Annotated in this window: 28 protein-coding genes; 16 read left to right on the top strand and 12 right to left on the bottom strand. The window is 62.8% G+C overall.

Features of this window, described 5'->3' with window-relative positions:
* Positions 1–63: 63 nt before the first annotated feature.
* Positions 64–738 (bottom strand): ArsR/SmtB family transcription factor, encoded by a 675-nt coding sequence (locus tag NKI37_RS22400; RefSeq protein WP_023687541.1) that lies wholly within the window; start codon positions 736–738, stop codon positions 64–66.
* Positions 739–807: 69 nt separating this feature from the next.
* Between NKI37_RS22400 and NKI37_RS22395 the strand changes: the two genes are divergently transcribed.
* The 3 genes from NKI37_RS22395 (at position 808) to NKI37_RS22385 (ending at position 1,794) form a co-directional block, all read left to right on the top strand.
* Positions 808–1,011 carry a DUF1127 domain-containing protein gene (locus tag NKI37_RS22395; RefSeq protein WP_023687540.1) on the top strand — a complete coding sequence of 68 codons (204 nt, stop codon included), beginning with the start codon at positions 808–810 and terminating at the stop codon, positions 1,009–1,011.
* An 85-nt stretch (positions 1,012–1,096) separates the two neighbouring features.
* A complete protein-coding gene (locus NKI37_RS22390) occupies positions 1,097–1,453 on the top strand; it encodes an NIPSNAP family protein (protein ID WP_023673248.1) in 357 nt (118 codons plus the stop codon).
* Positions 1,450–1,794 (top strand): antibiotic biosynthesis monooxygenase family protein, encoded by a 345-nt coding sequence (locus tag NKI37_RS22385; RefSeq protein WP_023673249.1) that lies wholly within the window; start codon positions 1,450–1,452, stop codon positions 1,792–1,794. The genes NKI37_RS22390 and NKI37_RS22385 overlap by 4 nt, the downstream gene beginning before the upstream one ends.
* Before the next feature lie 160 nt (positions 1,795–1,954).
* On the opposite strand, the gene mbfA is transcribed toward NKI37_RS22385, so the two are convergent.
* On the bottom strand, positions 1,955–2,938 hold the full coding sequence (mbfA, locus tag NKI37_RS22380; protein WP_023681248.1) for an iron exporter MbfA: 984 nt from the start codon (positions 2,936–2,938) through the stop codon (positions 1,955–1,957).
* 164 nt (positions 2,939–3,102) lie between these two features.
* On the opposite strand from mbfA, the gene NKI37_RS22375 reads away from it, so the two are divergent.
* A complete protein-coding gene (locus tag NKI37_RS22375; RefSeq protein WP_023681249.1) occupies positions 3,103–3,423 on the top strand; it encodes a hypothetical protein in 321 nt (106 codons plus the stop codon).
* A gap of 110 nt (positions 3,424–3,533) precedes the next feature.
* On the opposite strand, the gene NKI37_RS22370 is transcribed toward NKI37_RS22375, so the two are convergent.
* The 4 genes from NKI37_RS22370 to NKI37_RS22355 form a co-directional block, all read right to left on the bottom strand.
* Positions 3,534–3,905, bottom strand: a complete 372-nt coding sequence (locus NKI37_RS22370) for an endonuclease domain-containing protein (protein ID WP_352789106.1) — start codon at positions 3,903–3,905, stop codon at positions 3,534–3,536.
* Between the two features lie 95 nt (positions 3,906–4,000).
* Positions 4,001–4,372, bottom strand: a complete 372-nt coding sequence (locus tag NKI37_RS22365) for a hypothetical protein (protein WP_352789104.1) — start codon at positions 4,370–4,372, stop codon at positions 4,001–4,003.
* 317 nt (positions 4,373–4,689) lie between these two features.
* Positions 4,690–5,037 (bottom strand): hypothetical protein, encoded by a 348-nt coding sequence (locus NKI37_RS22360; RefSeq protein WP_352789101.1) that lies wholly within the window; start codon positions 5,035–5,037, stop codon positions 4,690–4,692.
* 275 nt (positions 5,038–5,312) lie between these two features.
* Positions 5,313–5,720 carry a hypothetical protein gene (locus NKI37_RS22355; protein WP_352443623.1) on the bottom strand — a complete coding sequence of 136 codons (408 nt, stop codon included), beginning with the start codon at positions 5,718–5,720 and terminating at the stop codon, positions 5,313–5,315.
* A gap of 184 nt (positions 5,721–5,904) precedes the next feature.
* Here NKI37_RS22355 and NKI37_RS22350 point away from each other — a divergent pair, with 184 nt between their 5' ends.
* On the top strand, positions 5,905–6,609 hold the full coding sequence (locus tag NKI37_RS22350; RefSeq protein ID WP_155921606.1) for a DUF5343 domain-containing protein: 705 nt from the start codon (positions 5,905–5,907) through the stop codon (positions 6,607–6,609).
* Positions 6,606–7,193, top strand: a complete 588-nt coding sequence (locus NKI37_RS22345) for a Swt1 family HEPN domain-containing protein (RefSeq protein WP_352789097.1) — start codon at positions 6,606–6,608, stop codon at positions 7,191–7,193. The genes NKI37_RS22350 and NKI37_RS22345 overlap by 4 nt, the downstream gene beginning before the upstream one ends.
* 142 nt (positions 7,194–7,335) lie before the next feature.
* On the opposite strand, the gene lepA is transcribed toward NKI37_RS22345, so the two are convergent.
* Positions 7,336–9,141 (bottom strand): translation elongation factor 4, encoded by a 1,806-nt coding sequence (gene lepA, locus NKI37_RS22340; protein ID WP_023687530.1) that lies wholly within the window; start codon positions 9,139–9,141, stop codon positions 7,336–7,338.
* Positions 9,142–9,280: 139 nt separating this feature from the next.
* Positions 9,281–9,628, bottom strand: a complete 348-nt coding sequence (locus tag NKI37_RS22335; protein WP_352789095.1) for an endonuclease domain-containing protein — start codon at positions 9,626–9,628, stop codon at positions 9,281–9,283.
* 79 nt (positions 9,629–9,707) lie between these two features.
* Between NKI37_RS22335 and NKI37_RS22330 the strand changes: the two genes are divergently transcribed.
* From NKI37_RS22330 to msrA, 3 genes are all read left to right on the top strand, one after another.
* Positions 9,708–10,409 carry a DUF1223 domain-containing protein gene (locus NKI37_RS22330; RefSeq protein ID WP_352789093.1) on the top strand — a complete coding sequence of 234 codons (702 nt, stop codon included), beginning with the start codon at positions 9,708–9,710 and terminating at the stop codon, positions 10,407–10,409.
* Between the two features lie 79 nt (positions 10,410–10,488).
* A complete protein-coding gene (locus NKI37_RS22325; protein ID WP_023703868.1) occupies positions 10,489–10,773 on the top strand; it encodes a hypothetical protein in 285 nt (94 codons plus the stop codon).
* 111 nt (positions 10,774–10,884) lie between these two features.
* Positions 10,885–11,610, top strand: coding sequence for a peptide-methionine (S)-S-oxide reductase MsrA (msrA, locus tag NKI37_RS22320; RefSeq protein WP_023703867.1), 726 nt, complete (start codon positions 10,885–10,887; stop codon positions 11,608–11,610).
* A 166-nt stretch (positions 11,611–11,776) separates the two neighbouring features.
* Here msrA and NKI37_RS22315 read toward each other — a convergent pair whose 3' ends face one another.
* Together NKI37_RS22315 and NKI37_RS22310 are read right to left on the bottom strand one after the other, a co-directional pair.
* Positions 11,777–12,781, bottom strand: coding sequence for a cytochrome d ubiquinol oxidase subunit II (locus NKI37_RS22315; RefSeq protein ID WP_023687526.1), 1,005 nt, complete (start codon positions 12,779–12,781; stop codon positions 11,777–11,779).
* A 108-nt stretch (positions 12,782–12,889) separates the two neighbouring features.
* Positions 12,890–14,251, bottom strand: a complete 1,362-nt coding sequence (locus NKI37_RS22310; protein ID WP_023687525.1) for a cytochrome ubiquinol oxidase subunit I — start codon at positions 14,249–14,251, stop codon at positions 12,890–12,892.
* A 270-nt stretch (positions 14,252–14,521) separates the two neighbouring features.
* Between NKI37_RS22310 and NKI37_RS22305 the strand changes: the two genes are divergently transcribed.
* Positions 14,522–15,448 carry an ABC transporter ATP-binding protein gene (locus NKI37_RS22305; RefSeq protein WP_352789119.1) on the top strand — a complete coding sequence of 309 codons (927 nt, stop codon included), beginning with the start codon at positions 14,522–14,524 and terminating at the stop codon, positions 15,446–15,448.
* Entirely contained in the window at positions 15,445–16,206 is a 762-nt protein-coding gene (locus NKI37_RS22300; RefSeq protein WP_023681263.1) for an ABC transporter permease, read from the top strand. Before NKI37_RS22305 ends, NKI37_RS22300 begins: the two co-directional genes overlap by 4 nt.
* Positions 16,207–16,239: 33 nt before the next feature.
* Here NKI37_RS22300 and NKI37_RS22295 read toward each other — a convergent pair whose 3' ends face one another.
* Positions 16,240–17,271, bottom strand: coding sequence for a phosphatidylglycerol lysyltransferase domain-containing protein (locus NKI37_RS22295; RefSeq protein WP_023687523.1), 1,032 nt, complete (start codon positions 17,269–17,271; stop codon positions 16,240–16,242).
* A 187-nt stretch (positions 17,272–17,458) separates the two neighbouring features.
* On the opposite strand from NKI37_RS22295, the gene NKI37_RS22290 reads away from it, so the two are divergent.
* Both NKI37_RS22290 and NKI37_RS22285 read left to right on the top strand, forming a co-directional pair.
* Positions 17,459–18,607, top strand: coding sequence for a flavin-containing monooxygenase (locus NKI37_RS22290; RefSeq protein WP_156933273.1), 1,149 nt, complete (start codon positions 17,459–17,461; stop codon positions 18,605–18,607).
* 394 nt (positions 18,608–19,001) lie between these two features.
* Positions 19,002–19,487 carry a MarR family winged helix-turn-helix transcriptional regulator gene (locus NKI37_RS22285; RefSeq protein WP_023726767.1) on the top strand — a complete coding sequence of 162 codons (486 nt, stop codon included), beginning with the start codon at positions 19,002–19,004 and terminating at the stop codon, positions 19,485–19,487.
* 272 nt (positions 19,488–19,759) lie between these two features.
* On the opposite strand, the gene NKI37_RS22280 is transcribed toward NKI37_RS22285, so the two are convergent.
* The gene (locus NKI37_RS22280; protein ID WP_023673272.1) at positions 19,760–19,984 is read right to left on the bottom strand and encodes a hypothetical protein; all 225 of its coding nucleotides are present in this window, start codon (positions 19,982–19,984) and stop codon (positions 19,760–19,762) included.
* 230 nt (positions 19,985–20,214) lie between these two features.
* On the opposite strand from NKI37_RS22280, the gene NKI37_RS22275 reads away from it, so the two are divergent.
* The 3 genes from NKI37_RS22275 to NKI37_RS22265 all read left to right on the top strand — a co-directional run bounded on the left by NKI37_RS22275 (position 20,215) and on the right by NKI37_RS22265 (position 21,829).
* Complete coding sequence (locus tag NKI37_RS22275; protein WP_023673273.1) at positions 20,215–20,556, top strand: hypothetical protein; 342 nt, start codon at positions 20,215–20,217, stop codon at positions 20,554–20,556.
* 4 nt (positions 20,557–20,560) lie between these two features.
* Positions 20,561–21,271, top strand: a complete 711-nt coding sequence (locus tag NKI37_RS22270; protein WP_352595222.1) for a phosphatase PAP2 family protein — start codon at positions 20,561–20,563, stop codon at positions 21,269–21,271.
* Between the two features lie 288 nt (positions 21,272–21,559).
* The gene (locus NKI37_RS22265) at positions 21,560–21,829 is read left to right on the top strand and encodes a helix-turn-helix domain-containing protein (RefSeq protein WP_023673276.1); all 270 of its coding nucleotides are present in this window, start codon (positions 21,560–21,562) and stop codon (positions 21,827–21,829) included.
* The last annotated feature ends 67 nt before the right edge of the window (positions 21,830–21,896 follow it).

Here is a 21,896-nt window from a genome sequence, read left to right as displayed (position 1 = left end):
GCCGGCAGGCCAGAGGGGGGGTGCTGTTCCCGCCAGCGTCGCCCAATTAGCGCTGCCGAACCTCTACGCCAAAAACACCCGCTCGAACGCCTGCTTCCCCGGCGGTGAAAACACCACCGCGCGGCTGTCCTTCTCCCGCCTTGCCCATTTCTCCGCCAGGATCTTGTCCAGAATAGCCGCGCCCAGCGTTCCCGCAAGGTGCGAGCGGCGCACGCTCCAGTCGAGGCAGGCGCGGCAGACCGGCCGGCGCGGCTTGGCGCCGACGTCGATGCCGATGGCCGAAAAATGCGAGGCTGCTGCTGGCCCCAGCCTCATCTCATTGTCGTCGCGCAACAGGATGCCGCGCGCGACGAGGCGGTCGAGCATCGCCACCGCATGTTCGCCGGCGAGGTGGTCGTAGCAGACACGGGCGACGCGCATGGCGCCGTCGCGCGGGCCGGGCCGCACCCGCTTGGGGCCGACCGCTTCGGCCACCCCGGTGATCGCCTCGATCATGCCGGCCACCTGCGGCCCTGCGAGGCCGTAATAGCGATGCCGTCCCTGGCTGGCCAAAGTTAAAAGCCCGCCCTCCATCAGTTTCGACAGATGCGAGGACGCGGTGGGCAGCGACACGCCGGCCTCCAGCGCCAGTTCGCTGGCCGTCAAAGCCGTGCCGCCCATCAGCGCATTCAGCATGTTTGCCCGCGCCGGATCGCCGACCAGGCTGGCGATGCGGGCAATGTCGGGTCCTTCACGCATAGTTAGGTCTCCATCGAAGCATTCTCGTCAGATAAGCATTATTGTCGGGCGGGATCAAGGAGAACGCCGATGCCAACCGCTTCCGCCCCACTCGCCAGCCGCCGGCCTTTTCCATTCGTCACCTGGCTGCAACGGCGGCTGCTCGCCCGCTGGTACGACCGCCACCTGCAGCGGCTCGGCCTCGCGGAGATCGACGACCATCTGCTGCGCGATCTCGGCCTGACCCGTGAGGATGTGCGCCGCGAATGCGCAAAATCCTTCTGGCAGGCCTGACAGCCAGCGCTTTTGCTTAGCAGACCCTGCGGCACAACGTTTCGACGCCGCTCGAACTATCCACGCGAAACCCAAGGAGATCACGATGACCATCACTTGCTTCATCCGCTATGAGATCGACCCGTTCGGCAAGCCGGCCTTCGAGCAATATGCCAAGGCCTGGGGCCAGGCGATCCCGCGCTGCGGCGCCGATCTGATCGGCTACTACGCCCCGCATGAGGGCTCGGCCACCACCGCCTACGCCGCCTACAACATCGACAGCCTCGCCGCCTACGAAGCATATCGCGCCCGTCTCGCCGCAGATCCGGCGGGCAAGGCCAATTACGAATTCGCCCGCCGCGAAAAGTTCATCTTGAAAGAGGACCGCATCTTCCTGAAGCTGGTGTCGGGGCCGCATGGACCGCGGCAGCTGTTCCAGACCGCGGTCAAGGAGGAGATATGATCGCTGTCATCTTCGAGGTGCAACCGGCTGAGGGAAAGCGCGATGCCTATCTCGGTATCGCCGCGGAACTCAGGCCGCTGCTCGACGGCATAGACGGTTTCATCTCGATCGAGCGGTTTCAGAGCTTGGTCGACCCGAACCGCGTGCTGTCGCTGTCCTTCTGGCGCGACGAGGAAGCGGTGAAAGCCTGGCGCAACACGGAAGAGCACCGGCAGGCGCAAAAGGCCGGCCGTGGCGGAATCTTTGCCGGCTACCGGCTGCGCATTGCGCATGTGCTGCGGGACTATGGGCTGACGGAGAGGGATGAAGCGCCGGCCGACAGCCGGGCGGTGAATGGGTGACTAGGTATCGGCGTCGCGCCAGGCCCCCTCATCCGGCCGCTTCGCGGCCACCTTCTCGCCGCTGGGGAGAAGAGACTGGCGCAGGCGTCGAAAACCTCCTCTCCCCTCGGGGAGAGGTCAGCCGAGCGAAGCGGAGGCTGGGTGAGGGGGCGCTTGGCGCTCATGCATTCCCGATCAGCACCCCGGCCGCAAACACCAGCGCCCCGCCCAGCACCACCTGAAACGCCGCGCGCAGGAACGGGGTTTGCATGTAGCGGTTCTGCACGAAGGCGATCGCCCACAATTCGAAGAACACCACGACGGCCGCCACCGCCGTCGCCGTCCAGAAATGCGGGATGATGTAAGGCAGCGCGTGACCGAGACCACCCAGCGTCGTCATGATGCCGACGGTGAGGCCGCGCTTGATCGGCGAGCCACGCCCCGACAGCTTGCCATCGTCGGAAGCGACCTCCGTAAAGCCCATCGAGATGCCGGCGCCGATCGAGGCGGCGAGGCCGACCAGCAGCGTCTGCCAGGTGTCGTGCGTGGCAAACGCTGCGGCAAAGATCGGCGCCAGCGTCGACACCGAGCCGTCCATCAGCCCGGCAAGCCCGGGCTGCACATAGGTCAGGATGAACTGGCGTTGCTCGGCGCTGGCTTCCTCGTCCTTCACCTCGCCCGGCACAAGTTTCTGCTCCAGCCGATGCGCCGAATTCTCATGGCTTTGCTCGGCCGCGGCCAGGTCGCCGAGCAGTTTCCGGGTCGAGGCATCGCCGGTGCGCTTGGCCGCCTCGACATAGAAGCGATAGGCCTGCCGCTCCATCTCTTCGGCTTGGCGCCGCACATGCTCGATGCCGAGCGGCCGCACCAGCCAGTCGGGCTTGCGCTCGTAATAGCCTTTCACGTGCTCGCGGCGCAGCAACGGAATGCGCTCGCCGAAACGCTTGCGGTAGAGCTCGATCAGGGAATCGCGATGGCCGTCCTCCTCCTCCGCCATCGCCTCGAACACTTTCGCCGATTGCGGAAAACTGTCCGCCAGCCCGTCGGCATAGGCGCGGTAGATGCGCCCGTCATCCTCTTCGGATGAAATTGCCAGGGCCAGGATCTCCTGTTCCGACAGCGTTTCGAAAGGACGGCGGCCGAAACCGAAGACACGGGAAAGCATGAGAAATTCACCCCAGTTTAGAACAATTCTAAACTAGGCGCTGCAGTCTCCGCGGTCAATCACCAGTCAAGAAATGTTGAAGCGCCGGATTGCAACGCGCCCTTCATTATCGGCAAATGTTCGCCTATATCGGTCGCGATACGCAAGCGAAAGGCATGAGCAAGATGACGGCAAAGCCGCACGACCACTTCGATCCGAAACCCGTCCTCGATCTGATCGCCAGCATCGAGGCCGATTTGCAACGGCTGAAAGGCCTGGTCGAACAGCAGGTCGAAAAATTCGACCCCGCCAATCCGCACAACAAGGCGCCCGACGGCAAGCTGACCGAGGAGGGCGTCGAATGCTGCTACCGCCTGTTCGACGAAGGCAAGTCGCGCTACTCGGTCGCCCAGCAGATGAAGATCTCGTTTGCCGCCGCGACGCACCGGTTCAATTCCTGGCGCAAGGCGGGCGGCCCGAAGCGTCAAAGGGCGTTGCTGGGATAATTGGCGAAAGCCAAGGCGGAACCCGATCTCCCCCCTCGTGGGGGAGATGGCCGGCAGGCCAAGGCTGTCCCGCCGACCTTTCCCTGCCTAAAGCCCAGCACCGGCACGGTTCAGGATGCGCCTCCAAGCCCAGCCGCAATCACAATATGCTGGCAGACATTGTCGACGTCGCGGATGACGTCGTCATTCCAGAACCGCAGGACGGTCCAGCCATCTTGTTCGAGGTGCGATGTCCGCGTTTCATCACCGGCAGCCGCGCCGGCGTCCGCATGCTGGGAGCCATCGACTTCGATGACCAGCTTCTTCTCAGGGCAAGCGAAATCGACGATGTAGGCGGCAATCGGAAATTGTCGCCGGAAGCCAAGCCTCATCAGCCGGTGGGCACGAAGTTCGTTCCAGAGCTTGACTTCGGCTGGCGTCAGGACTTTGCGCATCGATCTGGCGTTTGCGCGATGTCGAGGCGGTAGAGGTGTGTGCGGCATTACGATGCTCGGTGGTTGCCGAGGCTTGCGCTCTATGGCGCCCCCCTCTGTCCTGCCGACATCTCCCCCACTTGGGGGGAGATTGGCTGTACTTCCTACGGAGTCAGTTCAATCTCCTCCGTCTCGCCGCCATTGCAGGTGTAGCAGCAATCCTCGCATTTTTCCTTGTTGTTGGGGCCGACGCCCCAATAGGTTCCCTCGTCGCCGTCGACCCACGCGCCGTAGCAGATGGACTCGCCCTCGTCGCACGACACCGGGATCTGTTTGGTCTCGCCGTCGTCGAGATAGAAATCCTTGTCATTGCCCGGCCAGACATAGTCGCGGTCCTGGCTGTAGAGCTCGAGGCGCATGGCGTTGGGATGGCTGTTCTTGACGGCGAAGGTGATGTCGGCGGCGTGCGCGGCCGGCGCAAACAGCCCGGCCAGCGAGAGCGCGACGACGATGCGGCGCGTGATGGTGAAAGACATTGAAATCCCCGAGGCAAATCGGCCCCCCGGCCGAGGGAATCAGCATCGCATGATGGCGGCTGACATTGAAGGGCGGGGCGTGACTGATTTTGGGGGGATTGGGAGAGGTTGGTGGAGCTGCTGATCTCCCCCCTCGTGGGGGAGATGCCTGGCAAGGCAGAGGGGGGCGCTGTCCCGCCGACCTCTCATTCCTGCAGCCGCGTCATTTCAATTTTAGGCTTGCTGATCCATACGCTGGCGATCCTTCGCGCCCCCCTCTGTCCTGCCGGACATCTCCCCCACGAGGGGGGAGATCAGCAGCTTCGGCGCCCCGCCCCTCACTCCACCAGATCGATCGTCTCGGTCGTCTTCTCCACGCAGATGAAACAGCACGTATCGCATGGCTGGTCATTATCCGGCCCGACGCCGGCGGAGACCGCATCATTGCCATTCACCCAGGCGCCATAGCAGATATTCTCGCCGGAATTGCACGAGATCGGCACCGATTTCTGCGAGCTCGGATCGATCAAAAATACCTGGTCGCCGCCCGGCCACGACATCTTGCGGTCACGGCTGAACAGCTCCACCGCCACCGCCTGGCTGCGCAGGTTCTTGACGAAGAACGCCATATCGGCGGCGTGCGCCGGCGTGGCGATGAGGAGGGCGGCAAGGGTGAGGCGGAGCATGGCGGGGGTATCCGAATCGGAGACGGGAACTAAAGCATGAGCGGAGAGGCGACGCGAGGCGATCGAGCGGGCAATCTCCCTCCTTGAGGGGGAGATGGCCGGCAGGCCAGAGGGGGCGGTCCGACCGGGCTCAACCTTGTTGCCTTGTTGCGGCAGATGGAGGCTAGCGCTTCACGCGAGGCGACCCCCTCTGTCGCCTTCGGCGACATCTCCCCCTCGAGGGGGGAGATTAGCGCCAACCTTCACATGCGGCGCCAGCCGCCGGATCGCGGCAATCACCTCGGCGTCTTCAGCAACGTCCAGATCCAGCCGGCAAACGCCAGCACCAGGAACGGATAGCCCGCGGCGGGCAGCGGCGCCGAGGTCGGCAGCAAGGGTGCGCCCCACAGCACCATGGCCGCCGTCACGACAAACAGGATGGCGGCGATGAAGCCGGTGAGCCGCATCCAGAGCGCAAAAGTGTTGGCCGCGCTGATCAGGACAAGCGCTGCCGCCCACAGCGAGATGCCGCCGACATAGGAGGGCACGCTGGCCTCCAGCCCCGCCGCATTGCCGGCGAGCAGCATGCTTTCGCCGGCAAGGAAGGTGAGGAACCCGGCAGCTATGCAGTCATTGCCCAGCCGCTGTCTGATGTGGTGCGCATGTGATGTTTCCCAAAGGCGCCTGGCAACGGGGGGTTCCAAGCGGCCATGATCCGGTGTCGGCGTGGCTACCCGCACGGTTGCGATGCGGTTGGCTCGATCCTGCAAATTCAGGAGGAGGCAGAGATACACATATTCGCGTGCGAAGCACTTGGTTGGCAATAGCTTGACATCGCGCACTTCAGGACGCGTATAGTTCCCTCAATATTATTGGCGGGAGGATCAATTGGCAGAAAAGGCGAGCCCGGTAGAAGAAACAACAAAATCGGATCAAACGCCGGGTGAAAAGAAAGGGACTAGGCGCGAAATCCCAGGGAATCTTCCATACACCCCTACTCACGGTAGGCTAAGCGAGGCGCTAAAAGCCCTGATCGAGGCGGAGCGACCGCAGCAGTTCAACGAAAGTTTCTTGGACAGTGTACTGAAGATTCGAGGTGGTAGTGCTAGGGCAATCCCTCCAATCCTGAAGAGAATGGGGTTGTTGAGTTCTGACAACTCTCCAACTGACCTATACTCCAAGTTTAAGTCAGAATCAACGCGCTCGGAGGCAGCGCTCGCAGCACTTAAAAACGGATTTTCAGAAATTTTCAGAAGAAACGAGTATGCGCACAGGCTGCCGGACGATCGGATCAAAGAACTGATTATAGAGATAACGGGCCTACACAAGAGCGACCAGATCGTCAGTGCGATTTTCGGCACGTTCGGCGCCTTTAACGAATTCGCAAAAAGCGCCAAGGAAGCAAAGGCTCAAGATCCGGCAATTAATCAGTCGAGCAAAACGGATGGCGCCACTAAAGGCGACGTCAGAAGACAGAGCGACAACCACGAATTTAATCTCGTTACCACCATAAACGTCGTCCTTCCTGAGACAACGGACGTACAAGTATACAACGCGATTTTCCGGTCAATTAGAGAGAATTTGCTAAATTGAAAATAGAGCTTCAACATTTCTTACTAATGGGAGCTTCGCTACGATCGGCTGTAGACAATGCGCTTGCGGAGCAAGGCGTTAGGGGGCACGTAACCGCCATTGAGAAGTTTTCAGATGCTCTTATTAAGGGCTATATTTCGGTAGCGTCTTCCGAGAATCGACAACGGGCAGACCGCATGGCGTCATACTATAAATTGTTTTATTTGTTGGAAAACGAGATAAGAAGTTTCATTGTTGATCTGATAGAATCTAGTGATGAAACAGATTGGTGGCTAAGCAAGGTTCCTGAGAATGTTAGGCTGAACGCCGCGAAGAATTTGGAGCGAGAGCGCCGAGAGGGAATAATTCCGAGATCGGACCGAATGATCGATTACACTACGTTTGGCGAGCTTGGCGAAATTATAAAAGCGAACTGGGACGTATTCGGAGGGGTATTCTCTAGGCACGACAAAGTTGGTGTTGAAAAAGTGCTACAGCAACTCAACATGCTTCGAGGTCCAATCGCGCATTGCGGTGTTTTAGGTGAGGATGACGTTGTGAAGCTTAAGCTCGTTGTCCGCAATTGGTACCGCTTGATGGAATAGTGCTTCGCACGGGGCGTCCGACTAGGTCACCGCACTGCCGCACCCCCCCGGGGTGGGACCCGCTGCCTTCGGCAGCTCCTACGCGGACTTGCGCTCGCACCGACCCACCGGGTCGACACGTGCGGCCAGAAGGCCGGACCGGTTAGTCTCCCATCTTCAGCGCCTGAATAAACGCCTCCTGGGGAATATCCACCTTGCCGAACTGCCGCATCCGCTTCTTGCCCTCCTTCTGCTTGTCCAGCAGCTTGCGCTTGCGGGACACGTCGCCGCCGTAGCACTTCGCGGTGACATCCTTGCGGAGCGCCGAGATGGTTTCGCGGGCGATGACCTTGCCGCCGATCGCGGCCTGGATCGGGATCTTGAACAGGTGGTTCGGGATCAGCTCCTTCAGCTTCTCGCACATCTGGCGGCCGCGCTTTTCCGCCGCGGTGCGGTGGACCAGCATGGACAGCGCGTCGACCGGCTCCTCATTGACCAGGATCGACATCTTCACCAGATCGCCTTCCTTGTAGTCGGTCAGGTGATAGTCGAAGGAGGCGTAGCCCTTGGAGATCGACTTCAGCCGGTCGTAGAAGTCGAAGACGACTTCGTTGAGCGGCAGATCGTAGATCAGCATGGCGCGCTTGCCGACATAGGACAGGTCGGCCTGGATGCCGCGCCGGTCCTGGCAAAGCTTCAGGATGCCGCCGAGATAGTCGTCGGGCGTCAGGATGGTGGCGCGGATCCACGGCTCCTCGATGGCCGAGATTTTCACCACGTCGGGCATGTCGGCCGGGTTGTGCAGTTCCTTCATCGAGCCGTCGGTAAGCAGCAGCCGGTAGACGACTGATGGAGCCGTGGCGATCAGGTCGAGGTTGAACTCGCGCTCCAGCCGCTCCTGGATGATTTCCAGATGCAGCAACCCGAGGAAGCCGCAGCGATAGCCGAAGCCGAGCGCGGCACTGGTTTCCATTTCATAGGAGAAGGAGGCGTCGTTGAGGCGCAATTTGCCGACGGCGGCGCGCAGATCCTCGAAATCGGCGGCGTCGACCGGGAACAGGCCGCAAAACACCACCGGCTGCGCCGGCTTGAAGCCGGGCAAAGCATGCGCGGTCTGGCGCTTGTCCTCGGTGATGGTGTCGCCGACGCGGGTGTCGGCCACTTCCTTGATCGAGCCGGTGAAGAAGCCGAACTCGCCGGGGCCGAGCTCGTCGACATTGATGCGGGCCGGCGTGAACACGCCGGTGCGCTCGACCAGATGCTTTGCGCCGGTGCCCATCATGCGGATGGTCGCGCCCTTTTTCAGCACGCCGTCGATGATGCGCACCAGAACGATGACGCCGAGATAGGCGTCGTACCAGCTGTCGACCAGCATGGCCTTCAGGGGTGCTGACGCATCGCCTTCGCGCGGGGGGGGCAACTGGTGGACGATGGCTTCGAGCACATCGGGAATGCCGAGGCCGGTCTTGGCCGAGATCAGCACGGCGTTGGAGGCGTCGATGCCGATGACCTCCTCGACCTGCTCGCGGATGCGCTCGGGCTCGGCGGCCGGCAGGTCGACCTTGTTCAGCACCACGACGATCTCGTGATTGTTGTCGATGGCCTGGTAGACATTGGCCAGCGTCTGCGCCTCGACGCCTTGCGAGGCGTCGACGACCAGCAGCGAACCTTCGCAGGCGGCGAGCGACCGCGACACTTCATAGGCGAAGTCGACATGGCCGGGCGTGTCGATGAGGTTGAGGATATAGTCCTCGCCATTGTTGGCGCGGTATTTCAGCCGCACCGTCTGCGCCTTGATGGTGATGCCGCGCTCGCGCTCGATGTCCATCGAGTCCAGCACCTGCTCCTTCATGTCGCGCAGCTCCAGCCCGCCGGTGGACTGGATCAGCCGGTCGGCAAGCGTGGATTTGCCATGGTCGATATGGGCGACGATGGAGAAATTGCGGATGTGGTCGAGAGGCGTGCTCATGGCGCGCGCTTTAGCAGGGGCGGGTTGCAGGGGCAAGCGGGGTGGCGGTGCCCTTGCCTTCTCCCCTTGTGGGAGAAGGTGGATCGGCGCGCAGCGCCGAGACGGATGAGGGGTGTTCCAGCTTGACGCCGGCGTTCTTTCACCGCCATGGCTGCAAACTGACATCCCTTACATAAGCGATTTTCGTGGTGCAGACGCTGTCCATGTCTTTCAGGACATCGTCGTTCCAAAAGCGCAACACACGAAAGCCTCTCGCCTCCAGTTCCGTTCTACGGGCCTGGTCTGACTCTGAGTCCGCATGCTGACTCCCATCGATCTCGATGATGAGGAGTGATTCAAGACAAGCGAAATCGGCGACGTATTTTCCAACAGGAACTTGGCGCCGAAATTTGATCCGATCGAGCCTGCGGTCACGTAGTTCGTGCCACAGTTTGTCTTCCGCCTCCGTCATTTCACGTCGGAGCGAATGGGACGCGTCCGCCCCCAATCACGAAGCGGTGAACCATGTAACGAAGCCTCGGGCAGCGGCGAAGTGTGGGATGAACCCGCCGCAACGGAGACCCCCGATGACTGGACTTAACCCAAAACGCGCCGGCATGCTGGCTGCCGTAGGCGCCGCGCTGATGATGCTTGGCGGCACCGCCTTCGCCCAGCCGCTCACCGTGGTCGAATTGTTCACCAGCCAGGGCTGTTCGTCTTGCCCGCCGGCCAATGCCAATCTGATCAAGGTCAAGGACGAGCCGGGCGTTCTGGCGCTGTCGTTCAACGTCACCTACTGGGACTATCTCGGCTGGAAGGACATTTTCGGCCGCGAGGAATTTACCCAGCGCCAGGTGCGCTATGAGCCGTCGCTCGGCCGCTCCGGCCCGTTCACGCCGCAGGTCGTGGTCAATGGCGGTGCCGATGCGGTGGGCGCGGCATCAGGCGAGATCGAGCAGCTGATTTCCGCAAGTGGCCGCACGAACGGGCCGACGCTGTCGCTCGACGGCGGCAAGATCAGCATCGGCGCCGGTTCCGCGCCGGCCGGCAGCGCCGATGTCTGGCTGGTCCGCTACAACAAGGGCGTCCTCGAAGTGCCGGTGGCGCGCGGCGAGAACACCGGCCGCACGCTGCCGCATGCCAATGTCGTGCACTCGCTGGAGAAACTCGGCAGCTGGAGCGGCGACGCCACCACGCTGCCGCTGCCAGCGGCGAACGGCGGGCTGAGCACCGCGGTGTTGGTGCAGGCGCAGGGCGGTGGGCCGATCCTGGCTGCAGCAGCCGACTGATTCTTTTTCTACCCAACGCCGCTAGCGCGGCATAACCGGGCTCGCATCCGCGCGCCCTCTTCAAGGAGGAAATACCATCATGAACAAGACCCTGACCGCGCTCGCCTTTGCGCTTTCGATGACCACCTTCGCCGCCGGCGCCCGTGCCGACGAAGCGGCCAACGCCATGAAGCCGGCGATGGCCACCGAGGCGATGAAGCCCGCGACCGATGCCATGGCGCCGGCGACCGGTGCCATGAAGCCCGCCGACCCAATGGCGACGAATGCGATGAAACCCGCCACCGACGCCATGAAGCCGGCCGATGCCATGAAACCCGCAACGGATGCGATGAAGCCGGCGGACGCCATGGCGCCCGCGCAATAAGGCTTGGTCCCATGGCCCGGCCGCACAATGGCCGGGCCGGCGCACGGCAATTTGAGAAACCAGGCGGGACGTTCTGTCGTATAGTCTTCGCCACCATCAAGGAGATCAGACATGACCGGGATTGCAAGGACGAGAACGCCGATCTTCAAGAGCGCGCTTGCCGCGCTCATCGTCGCCGCCGCGGCGGCTGCCTTCTGGCAGAGCCCGGCGCGTTCGGCCGAGGACGCGGTGGTGATCCCGCCGCCGGCAGTGGACGAGAAGGCCGCCAGCGGCAGCGAGAAGGCTATCTTCGCCGGCGGCTGCTTCTGGGGCGTGCAGGGCGTGTTCCAGCACGTCAAGGGCGTGACCAAGGCCGTCTCCGGCTACACCGGCGGCGCCAAGGATGACGCCGTCTACGAAACGGTCGGCAGCGGCCGCACCGGCCACGCCGAATCGGTCGAGATCACCTACGATCCGTCCAAGGTGACCTACGGCCAGCTGCTGCAGGTCTATTTCTCGGTCGCCCACAACCCGACGCAGCTGAACTATCAAGGGCCGGACTCGGGCACCCAGTACCGCTCGACCATCTTTGCCGAGAATGGCGAGCAGCAGAAGATCGCCCAGAGCTACATCGCCCAGCTCGACCAGGCCAAGGTGTTTTCAAAACCCATCGTCACCACGCTGGAGACGGGCAAAACCTTCTATCCGGCCGAGGAATATCACCAGGACTTTCTGACGCTGAACCCGACCTACCCCTACATCGTCTACAACGACCTGCCCAAGGTGGCGAATTTGAAGGCGCTGTTCCCGGGGTTGTATAGCGAGAAGCCGGTGCTCGTGCTGGCGGGGAAGAGCTGAGCACCTAATCTCCCCCCTCGAGGGGGAGATGTCGCCGGAGGCGACAGAGGGGGTCGGTCCGACCGGACGCGACCTCCTGCGGCAGAAGAAGGTTAGCGCTCCACGCGCGGCGACCCCCTCTGGCCTGCCGGCCATCTCCCCCTCAAGGGGGGAGATCAGCTCCCCTTCAATCATACGTCAGATCCGTCGCCTTGCCCCCAAACACCCGATACGCATAGAACGAATAGAAGATGATCACCGGCAGCACGACCACCGTGCCGGCGAGGATGATGGCCAGGCTTTCCGTCGCCGACGCCGCCTGCCAGATGGTCAGCCTCTCGGGCACCACGAAGGGGTAGAACGACCAGGCAAGCCCGGCAAAGCCGAGCGCGAAGATGGCGGCGAGCGTCAGGAACGGCCGCAGCGCATGGCGGTCGTCGGGCTTGGGCAGGTGGAAGGTCTGCCGCCACAGCCACAGGAACAGCAGCGCCGACAGGATCGGCAGCGGCGACAGAAAGAGCATTTCGGGCCAGACGAACCATTTGGCGAAGATGCGCGGGCTGGCGAATGGGGTCGCCAGCGACACCGCCGCCATGCCGAGCGCGGTCAGCACCAGGGCTGTCCGCAGCCAGGCCACCGCCTTCCTCTGCAATTCGCCCTCGGTCTTGTAGATGACCCAGGCAGCGCCCATCGCTGCATAGGCCGCCGACAGGCAGAGCGCCACCAGCGCCCCGAAAGCGATGCCGCCAAAGCCGACATCGAGGCCAAGCACATAGACGCCGAGCATATAGCCTTGCGCCAGCGAGGCGATGACGGAACCGAGGAAGAAAATGCGGTTCCAGCGATGCTTCTTGCCGGCGGGCACCTTGGCGCGGAAATCGAAGGCGACGCCGCGCAGGATGAGGCCGACCAAAAGCACGAAGACCGGAATGTAGAGCGCGGTGAGGATGACGCCATGCGCCAGCGGGAAGGCGACCAGGAGCAGGCCGACGGCCAGCACCAGCCAGGTCTCGTTGGCATCCCAGAACGGGCCTATTGCCGCGATCATGGTGTCCTGCTCGGCATCTTCGGCGACCGAGAACAGGATGCCGATGCCGAGATCGAAACCGTCGAGAATGACGTAGATCAGGATGGCGAGGCCCATCAGGCCGGCGAAGATCAGGGGCAGCGCGGTTGGCCAGTCGAAGCTCATCGGTCTGTCATCCCTCTCATCAACGGTTCTGCCCTTCGCTATGGCTCCGGGCGTTCGTCATTCGGAAAGCCAAATCGTTGGCTTTTCGTCCGCTACGCGGACCATTCCTCACTCCGCTGCGGCCGGTTGCGACATCGCCGTCTTCATGACGCCCGGCAGCGGCGAGGTATCGCCGTCCTTGGCGGCCTTCAGCGCCAGGTGCACCAGCACGCCAAGATAGGCGATCAGCAGCAGCACATAGAGGATGAGATAGATGGCGAGCGTCAGCGCGACATGGCTGCCGGCGACCGGGCCGATAGCGTCGGCGGTTTTCAGCACGCCGGTGACCAGCCAGGGCTGGCGGCCGATTTCGGTGGTGTACCAGCCGGCCAGCGTCGCCAGCCAGCCCGACAGCGCCATCGGCACCATCAGCATGGCCAGCGGCCTCGGCAGGCTGTGGCGGCGCTTGAGGAAGAAGGTCGCCGACCACGAGACGATGAGCATCAAAATGCCGGTGCCGACCATGATGCGGAAGCCCCAGAACACCGGGAAGACCGGCGGATGCAGGCCGGGATAGTCGTTGAGCCCCGGCACGATGCCGCTGGTGGAGTGACGCAGCACCAGGCTGGCGCCGTCGGGAATGGCGATCTCGAATTTGTTTTCCTTCGCCGCCTCGTCGGGCAGCGCAAACAGCACCAGCGGCACGTTGGGGCCGGTGTTCCAGTTGGCCTCCATGGCCGCGATCTTCTGCGGCTGGTGCTCCAGCGTATTCAGCCCGTGCTGGTCGCCGGCGAAGATCTGGATCGGGATCAGGATGGCGGCGGTGAAGACGCCGGTGCGCAGCGCCTTCCACATCGATTCCGACCGGTCGCCGGTGAGGTAGCGCAGCGCCGACAGGCCGGCGATCAGGAACGACACCGTCAGGCCGGAGGCAAGCAGCATATGCGTCAGACGGTAGGGCATGGACGGGTTGAAGACGATCGCCCACCAGTCGACGGGATGCGCCTTGCCATCGATCATCTCGAAGCCGGCCGGCGTCTGCATCCAGGAGTTCAGCGCAATGATCCAGAAGGCCGACAGCGTGGTGCCGCCGGCGACCAATACCGTCGCCAGCGTGTGGACGCGGTTGGAGACGCGGCGGAACCCGAACAGCATGATGCCCAGGAAGGCCGCTTCGAGGAAGAAGGCGGTGAGGATCTCGTAGGCAAGCAGCGGCCCGGCGATGTTGCCGACCTTTTCCATATAGCCCGGCCAGTTGGTGCCGAACTGGAAGCTCATGGTGACGCCGGAGACCACGCCCATAGCGAAGGACAGTGCGAACACTTTCACCCAGGTGAAATAGGCGCGCATCCAGGCGGAATCATTGGTGGTGTTGTAGCGGAGCTTGAAGAACAGCAGCACCCAGCCAAGCGCAATCGTGATGGTCGGAAACAGGATGTGGAACGAGATATTCGCCCCGAACTGCATTCGCGACAGGATGAGCGGGTCCATGCGGGCTCCGGCTGCTGTTTGTTGGCGCAGAATAGGCGGCGGATGCGGTCCGGTCAAAGCGGCTTGGCGTCACGCGGGGCGCGTTGTCGCAGCAGATGGGATCAATCCGTCAGTGCCCCGATACCCCCATGACGAAACGGCAAGAGGGGAACGTTTGTCCACAATTGTCAGCAGCGGCATTGACTTCCCGCCGTGCGCACCGACATTCAGCGCAATAATAATCCCCGCCTCTTTCAAACAGTCGTTTTCGGCCTCATGTCTTCCACTAATTTGCCTTCCATCATTTCGATTTCCGGGGTCACCAAGACCTACGCCACCGGCTTCAAGGCGCTGAAGGAAATCAACCTCGACATCGAACGCGGCGAGATTTTCGCGCTGCTGGGGCCGAACGGCGCCGGCAAGACGACGCTCATCTCGATCGTCTGCGGCATCGTCAACCGTTCGTCGGGAACGGTGACCGTCGACGGCCATGATATCAACCGAGACTACCGCGCGGCGCGCAGCCTGATCGGGCTGGTGCCGCAGGAGCTGACCATCGATGCGTTCGAGAGCGTCTGGGCAACCGTCACCTACAGCCGCGGCCTGTTTGGCAAGGCGCCCAATCCGGGCTTCGTCGAAAAGGTGCTGCGCGACCTGTCGTTGTGGGACAAGAAGGACGCCAAGGCGATCACGCTGTCGGGCGGCATGAAGCGGCGGCTGATGATTGCAAAGGCGCTGTCGCATGAGCCGCGCATCCTGTTCCTCGACGAACCGACGGCCGGCGTCGACGTCGAACTGCGCCAGGACATGTGGGCGATGGTGCGACGGTTGCGCGACGATGGCGTCACCATCATCCTCACCACGCACTATATCGAAGAGGCCGAGGCGATGGCCGACCGTGTCGGCGTCATCAACCGCGGCGAGATCATCCTGGTCGAGGGCAAGGCCGAACTGATGCGCAAGCTCGGCCGCAAGCGCCTGATCGTGGAATTGCGCAACCCGCTCCCCGCCATTCCCGATGCATTCTCGCACTACGCGTTGGAGCTGTCGGGCCATGGCACACAGCTGACCTACACCTATGACAATCAGAGCGAACGCCCCGGCGTCGCATCGCTGCTGCGCGAACTCGAGACGGCCGGCATCCAGTTCCGCGACATGGATACGCAAAACAGCTCGCTCGAGGAGATCTTCGTCAATCTGTTGAGGCAAGAGCCATGAATTGGCGAGCAGTATGGGCGATCTACCGGGTCGAGATGGCGCGTGCGTTCCGCACCGTGCTGCAGAGCATCGTCTCGCCGGTGATCTCGACATCGCTTTATTTCGTCGTCTTCGGCTCGGCCATCGGCTCGCGCATCACCGAGATCGACGGCATCAGCTACGGCGCCTTCATCGTGCCCGGCCTGATCATGCTGTCGCTGTTGACGCAGTCGATCTCCAACGCTTCCTTTGCCATCTATTTCCCGAAATTCGTCGGCTCCATCTACGAGCTCTTGTCGGCGCCGGTGTCGTATCTGGAGATCGTCATCGCCTATGTCGGCGGCGCCGCGACCAAGTCGATCATCCTCGGCTTGATCATCCTGGCGACGGCCTCGCTGTTCGTGCCGCTCACCATCCAGCATCCGTTCTGGATGCTGGCCTTCCTTGTCTTGACGGCGGTGACCTTCAGCCTGTTCGGCTTCATCATCGGCATATGGGCGAAAAGCTTCGAGCAATTGCAGCTGGTGCCGCTGTTGATCATCACGCCGCTGACCTTCCTCGGCGGCAGCTTCTATTCGATCAACATGCTGCCCGAGACCTGGCGCACGGTGACGCTGTTCAACCCGGTCGTCTACCTGATCAGCGGTTTCCGCTGGAGCTTTTACGGCAAGTCCGATGTCTCGGTCGCCGTCAGCCTGGGCATGACGATGGTGTTCCTCGCCATCTGCATCGCCATCGTCGCCTGGATCTTCCGCACCGGCTACCGGCTGCGCAACTGACCCTGCCGCTCTAAAGCGCGTCGCGTTTTCTTGCTAGATCGCCTTGATGAGGCGCAGCAACCCCAGCATCTCGATCAGCCTGCCTTGGCGGAAGGCGATGTAGGTGGGTTCCTCGACGCCGTGGAAGCGGCGCTTGAACGCCGCCTGGCCCTTGAGGTTGAACTTGCTGCGGTTGACCCAGGGCGACTCATAGGCCCGCTCGAAGGCGTTGCGCCAGAAGCTCGATTCGGCAAAGCCGTTGGCTCCGACGTCGAGCATCGGCGACAGGCCGAGCGTGACGACAGAAATGCCCTCATTGCGAAACCGGTCGACGGCGAATTTGGTCAGCCCGATTTCGGCATGCGGCGAGGCATCGATGTGCTTGCGCTTGAACGAGGTGGTGTAGCCGATCACCTTGCCGCCACTGAACATCGGATCGAAATCGAGCAGGGCGACGAGCTCGCCTTCCGGGCTGTAGAGCACGAAACGGCGCATATCGATGCCGAGATGATCGGCAAAGGGCCTGTTGAGGAACGCCATCTCCCAGCGCTTGACGATGCGGTCTGCCCGCCAGTTCTGCGACAGGCGCTGGACCTCGTCGAGATAGACCGCTCCTTCGCCAAAGGAAAACCCCTTCTTCAAGAGCCAGCGTTCGGAATAGCGCACGGTTTCGTTGCGCTTGCCGGAAAAATCGTGAGCCGGCAGTTCCAGCCGCGTGTCGACGCCGAGACGGTTGACCTGGTAGCCGAGCCCGGACAGCACGCGCGCCGTCGGTTCGCCGATCTGCACGAACCACGGGCTGTCGGCGGCTTCGACAAAGCGCCTGATATAGTCGGACCGATCGGCCGGATGGGCCACCGGGTCACCTAGCGCGAAATGGTGCTTCATCTTGGTGCCGAAGGCGATGTAGCCGTCGGCGTCGCCGAAATAGGACAGTTTTTGCTGCACGGCGGTCGAATAGGCCAGCGAGAAGTCGCCGTGCTGGCGGACAAGCGCCAGCCGCTCGACATGCGAAAAATCCTGGCGCGGCACCTTGGCTGCGGCGCCCTCCAGCAGTCTGTCGAGAAAGATGCGCAAGGAGGGCATGGTCGAGCTTCCGCGTGCCGATGATAAACAGAGGCTTGCCCCCAAGGCCTCGAATCAGTCGCATTGACGCGACCTCATTATCGATCATATCGCCCCTGTGCCATATGGGACGTGCCATATTGGACGGGTCCCCATGGCGCACCTGAAAGGAAATCTCGACCGAATGGCGGCTACGACAAGCGAAACGATGCCTATCGTCCCGGGGCCGAAAGGACTCGACTATACGGTTATCGTCATCGGCGCCGGAGCGGCGGGGCTGGCGGCCGCCGACGCGCTTGGCCGGCGCGGCGTGCGGGTCGTCGTGCTTGAAAAGGAGCCGCGGATCGCCGAACCGTGGCGAGGGCGGCACGAGAAGCTGACCCTCAACACGCATCGCGCGCTGTCGGCCCTGCCCGGCCTTGCCTATCCGCCACGCACCGCCGCCTTTCCGAACAAGGATGCCATCGTCGGTTATCTCGAGGATTTTGCCCGCGCGCGCGGCGTAAGGGTCGAATTCGGCACCGCCGCCGAGCGGATCGGACGCAGAGGCAATGGCTGGCTCGTCCATACGGGCCGGGAAACGCTGAGCGCCCGCAATGTCATCGTCGCCACCGGCCGCGACCGCTTGCCATGGACGCCGGACTGGCAAGGCAAGGCGACTTTCACCGGCAAACTTGTCCACGCCGCCGATTTCGGCACAGCGCAGGACTATGTGGGCAAAAGCGTGCTGGTGGTCGGGGCCGGAAATTCCGGCTTCGACGTGCTCAACCACCTCGCCCGTGCCGACACAAAGGCCATCTGCTTGTCAGCCAGGCAGGGTCCGTCGCTGATGCCGAAACGGATCGGCAAGGTCGCCGTGGCGCGCTTCGGCGGTTTCATGGCGATGCTGCCGACGTGGATTGCCGATGCCGCGATTGCCGCGACGCAGCGGCTGGTGTTCGGCGACCTCACCCGCTTCGGCCTGCCGCCGGCGCCGAAGGGCGGCGCCAGCCGGCTCGGCGTCGAGCAGATCGCTATTGCCATTGACGACGGCGCCGTCGCAGCGCTGAAGGCCGGACGGATTTCGGTGGTGGCGCCGGTGGCGGCTTTCGAAGGCGCCGGCGTGCGGCTGAACGACGGCACGGTGCTCGAGCCGGATGTAGTGATCGCGGCAACCGGCTATCGCACCGGCCTGGAGGCCATGCTGGGCGATCTCGGCGTGCTCGACGCCAAGGGCGTGCCGAAGGCCAATGGCGGCACCCCGAGCGGCCAGCCCGGCCTGTGGTTCATCGGCATGCGGCCAAGTCTGACCAGCTATTTTCACAGCGCCGGCCTGCAGGCCGAAGCGATTGCCCGTCAGATCGCCAAGGGGTTGTAGACGAGCGCTTCTGGACGGAGAAACACCGCGCACTTCGGGCTGCTGCTATGGCGCGGACTAGTGGTTCAACGCATCTGCAAGACGGATCGAATATCCTGGCGATTGGCTGAAACGCCGATCCCGTCGTCATCCACGGGCGAAGCAAGGAGCGTAGCGACGGCGCAGACCCGAGGATCCATGCCGTGACTTCTGAACTACGCTGCGTTGCAGGTTCTGCTCCGCTGCTTCCACGGCCAAGGCATGATCCCTGGGTCTCCGCGACGGAGCTTCGCTCCTGCTTCGCCCAAGGACGACGAAGTTGAGATGCTTGCGGCCAACCTCCAAAGCAGGCGCTTGAACTCGTTCATTGCATCATTATATAACATGTTATACTTATCCAGGAGACGGACCACCCATGGAAGACATCATTCGATCCCTTGGCTATCTCACCCTCGGCAGCAGGCTGAAGCGCATCGGCGAGCAGTTGCAGGCCGATACGCAGCGCATGCTCAATGGGCTGGAGGTGCCGGTGCAGTCCAGCCAGTATCCTCTGCTGGCCGCGCTCGACCGGCTTGGGCCGCTGCCTGTCGGCGAACTGGCGCAGTCAATGGGGATCACCCAGCCGGGGGTGACGCGCAGCGTGGCGCTGCTGGCCGAGTTGGGGCTGGTCGAGGCCGCGCCATCGAACGACGACCAGCGCCGCAGGATGATCTCGCTGACCGCGAACGGCCAGCGCCTGGTCGATGTGGCGAAGCGGGACGTTTGGCCGCGCATCGAGAACGCCGTTGCCGACTTGTGCAAAGACCTTGCAGGGCCGCTTCTCGAACAACTCTCGGCAATAGAGGACGGCCTGGCGGCGGCCCCACTCGACCGTCGTGTGAAACAGGATGTCGCGCCATGAGCCATGTCCTCGATCGTCCGGTCTGGAGCGCGCTCGACACGCGGCATCGGATCTTTGCGTATGGCGACAGGTCGGCGCGGTCCGGTTGTACGAGTCCATCGGCTTCAGGCTGAGGGCAGAGATGAATGTGGCCGTCGTGCAGCGCGCCGGCTAAAGCGTTTCACCGTTTCACGGAAACGGCGAACCGCTCCTAGGCCTTTATTTTTACGCAATTCCGGACGGAAAACCGCTTCACACTTTTCCTGGAATTGCTCCAGGCCGCCTTGCGGTCCTCAGGCTGATTTCGGCTCCAACCGGCGGAAACCCACGGTTTCCATAAGCATATCTTCCTCGACCATGCCGGCATTGTGCAGCGCAAGCAGGTTCAGCGCGATCTCCCGCGCCTCCGCCGAATCGGGATGCACGTCGCGCCTGCGGCAGGCTTCGTCGAACACGCGTTGCAGCCTGGCGATGTCGTCGGGTTTCAGCAGGCCACGGTCATAGACGGACTTTGGCATGGCACTCTCCTCCAGAAGACGTAGGACGCCATGTTTAAAAGTCCATTCTTTTCCAATGCTTGAGCGCAGCTGCCTGGGTTTGCACGAATCCGACCGAGCGTGGCAGTCAGACCGCGATCGCGCTGCCATTCATTCAGCACCTCGGCCGTGGCCTGTTCCGCCGCAGTCTGCTTGACGTGCCGCCACGCTTGCGAAACAAGAGCTGCCACAAAGGACAGCGAGGCACAAAAGTGAGTTTCTGGGGACTGGCGCAGCTCGTCGTTTCGACGGTGATCTTCCTGCTGGCGGCCATCGCGGCCAAGCAATGGGGGCTGGCGCCAAGCCTTGGCAAGATCGTGCTGACACTGGCGCTCTATACGGCGGGCAATCTGATGATGCTGCGGCTGGTTCGTGAGTTCGGCATGTCGGTGTCGTTCAGCCTGTCGGCGGTGATCCAGCTGGTGGCGGTCAATGTGGTGGCGCTGGTGTTCTTCGGCGAACGCGTCAATGCCTTGCAGGCGACCGGCATCGTGCTGGCCATCGCGGCGGTGGTGCTGATCTCGCTCGGGCCTTACCTGCAGGGGCGACTGTAATCCGATGAACAACCCGCGTGCGTTCACCAACTGGCTTGAATTTCCGGTGCTGCTGGCCGGGCTGGTGATAGCCGCCGGGCTGTGGGGCTTCGAGGAACTGATGGAGGTGGCGCGGGCCACCACGCCGCACGCTTTCGATACTGAGATCCTGCTTGCTTTCCGAAAAGTGGGTCAGCCGGATGTTCCCGTCGGCCCGGCATGGCTGGAAGGCGCGATGCGCGACATCACCAGCCTCGGCAGCTCCAGCGTGCTGGTGCTGATCGTAACGGCGGTGATCGTCTACCTCCTGCTGATCCGTAGGCCGAGGACGGCGCTGCTGATCTTTGTCGCGGTGGCTGGCGGGCAGCTGCTGTCGACCTTGCTCAAGGCCGGCATCGACCGGCCGCGCCCCGATCTTGTCTCGCACCTGGCCAACGAGACGTCGCTGTCGTTTCCCAGCGGCCACGCCATGCTGTCGGCGGTGACCTATCTCACGCTGGGCTCGCTGGCAGCGCGCTTCCTGCCGGGACGAACGACGAAAATCTATGTCCTCAGCCTGGCGGTGCTGGTAACGCTGCTGGTCGGCGTCAGCCGCGTCTATCTCGGCGTCCACTGGCCTTCCGACGTGCTGGCGGGATGGTGCGCCGGCTTCACCTGGGCGACGCTGTGCTGGCTGGCGGCGCGAATGCTGCAGCGGAACAAGGCGGTGGCCGGTGGCAACGAGCCCGAAGACTGACGATCCGGAGCGACATTCAAATCAGCCGGTTGATCAGCCCGTGTCCGCAGCCTGCCAGCAGAAAAACCGCCGACAGCAAGGCTGCCGACGTCGTCAAGGTCCTGAAAATCTTCAACTGATATTTCCCCGCCAATAAGAGCCAAGGCGGTTAACGTAGCATGCTCATCCCGTATCCCGGCATCCGGCTTTGTGAGGAGATCATGTTTCATGTATGCTTTATGATGGTTGAAACATCACTATGATTGTATTACACGTCGTCTCCGCAGACTCAGACGGGGGTTCCGACCGATGATCACTGCCGCCCAGATGCGCGCCGCGAGGGCGCTGGCCGGCATCGATCAGAAGACACTCGCCGAGCGTGCCGGCGTTTCGCTTCCGACAATCCAGCGCATGGAAGCGAGTGACGGCGTGGTCAGGGGTGTGGTCGATACGCTGATGAAGGTTATCCAGGCTCTCGACGAGGCCGGGGTGGAGCTCATCGGCGAGAACCAGACCAGCGAGCGCGGCGGCCGGGGCGTGCGCCTCAAGCCGGTCGCGCCGCCGAACCCGCAAGGCTGAGCCGGCATATAGTCGCGACGGCGACCGCCGACAGTCCTGCCGACGATCCCGCCGCCTTCACGCAAGC

This window comes from Mesorhizobium sp. M0626 (genome assembly GCF_040320665.1).
Classification (GTDB): Bacteria; Pseudomonadota; Alphaproteobacteria; order Rhizobiales; family Rhizobiaceae; genus Mesorhizobium.
The sequence above is the reverse complement of the archived record's forward strand: the minus strand, read 5'-3'. Positions and strand labels throughout refer to the sequence as shown.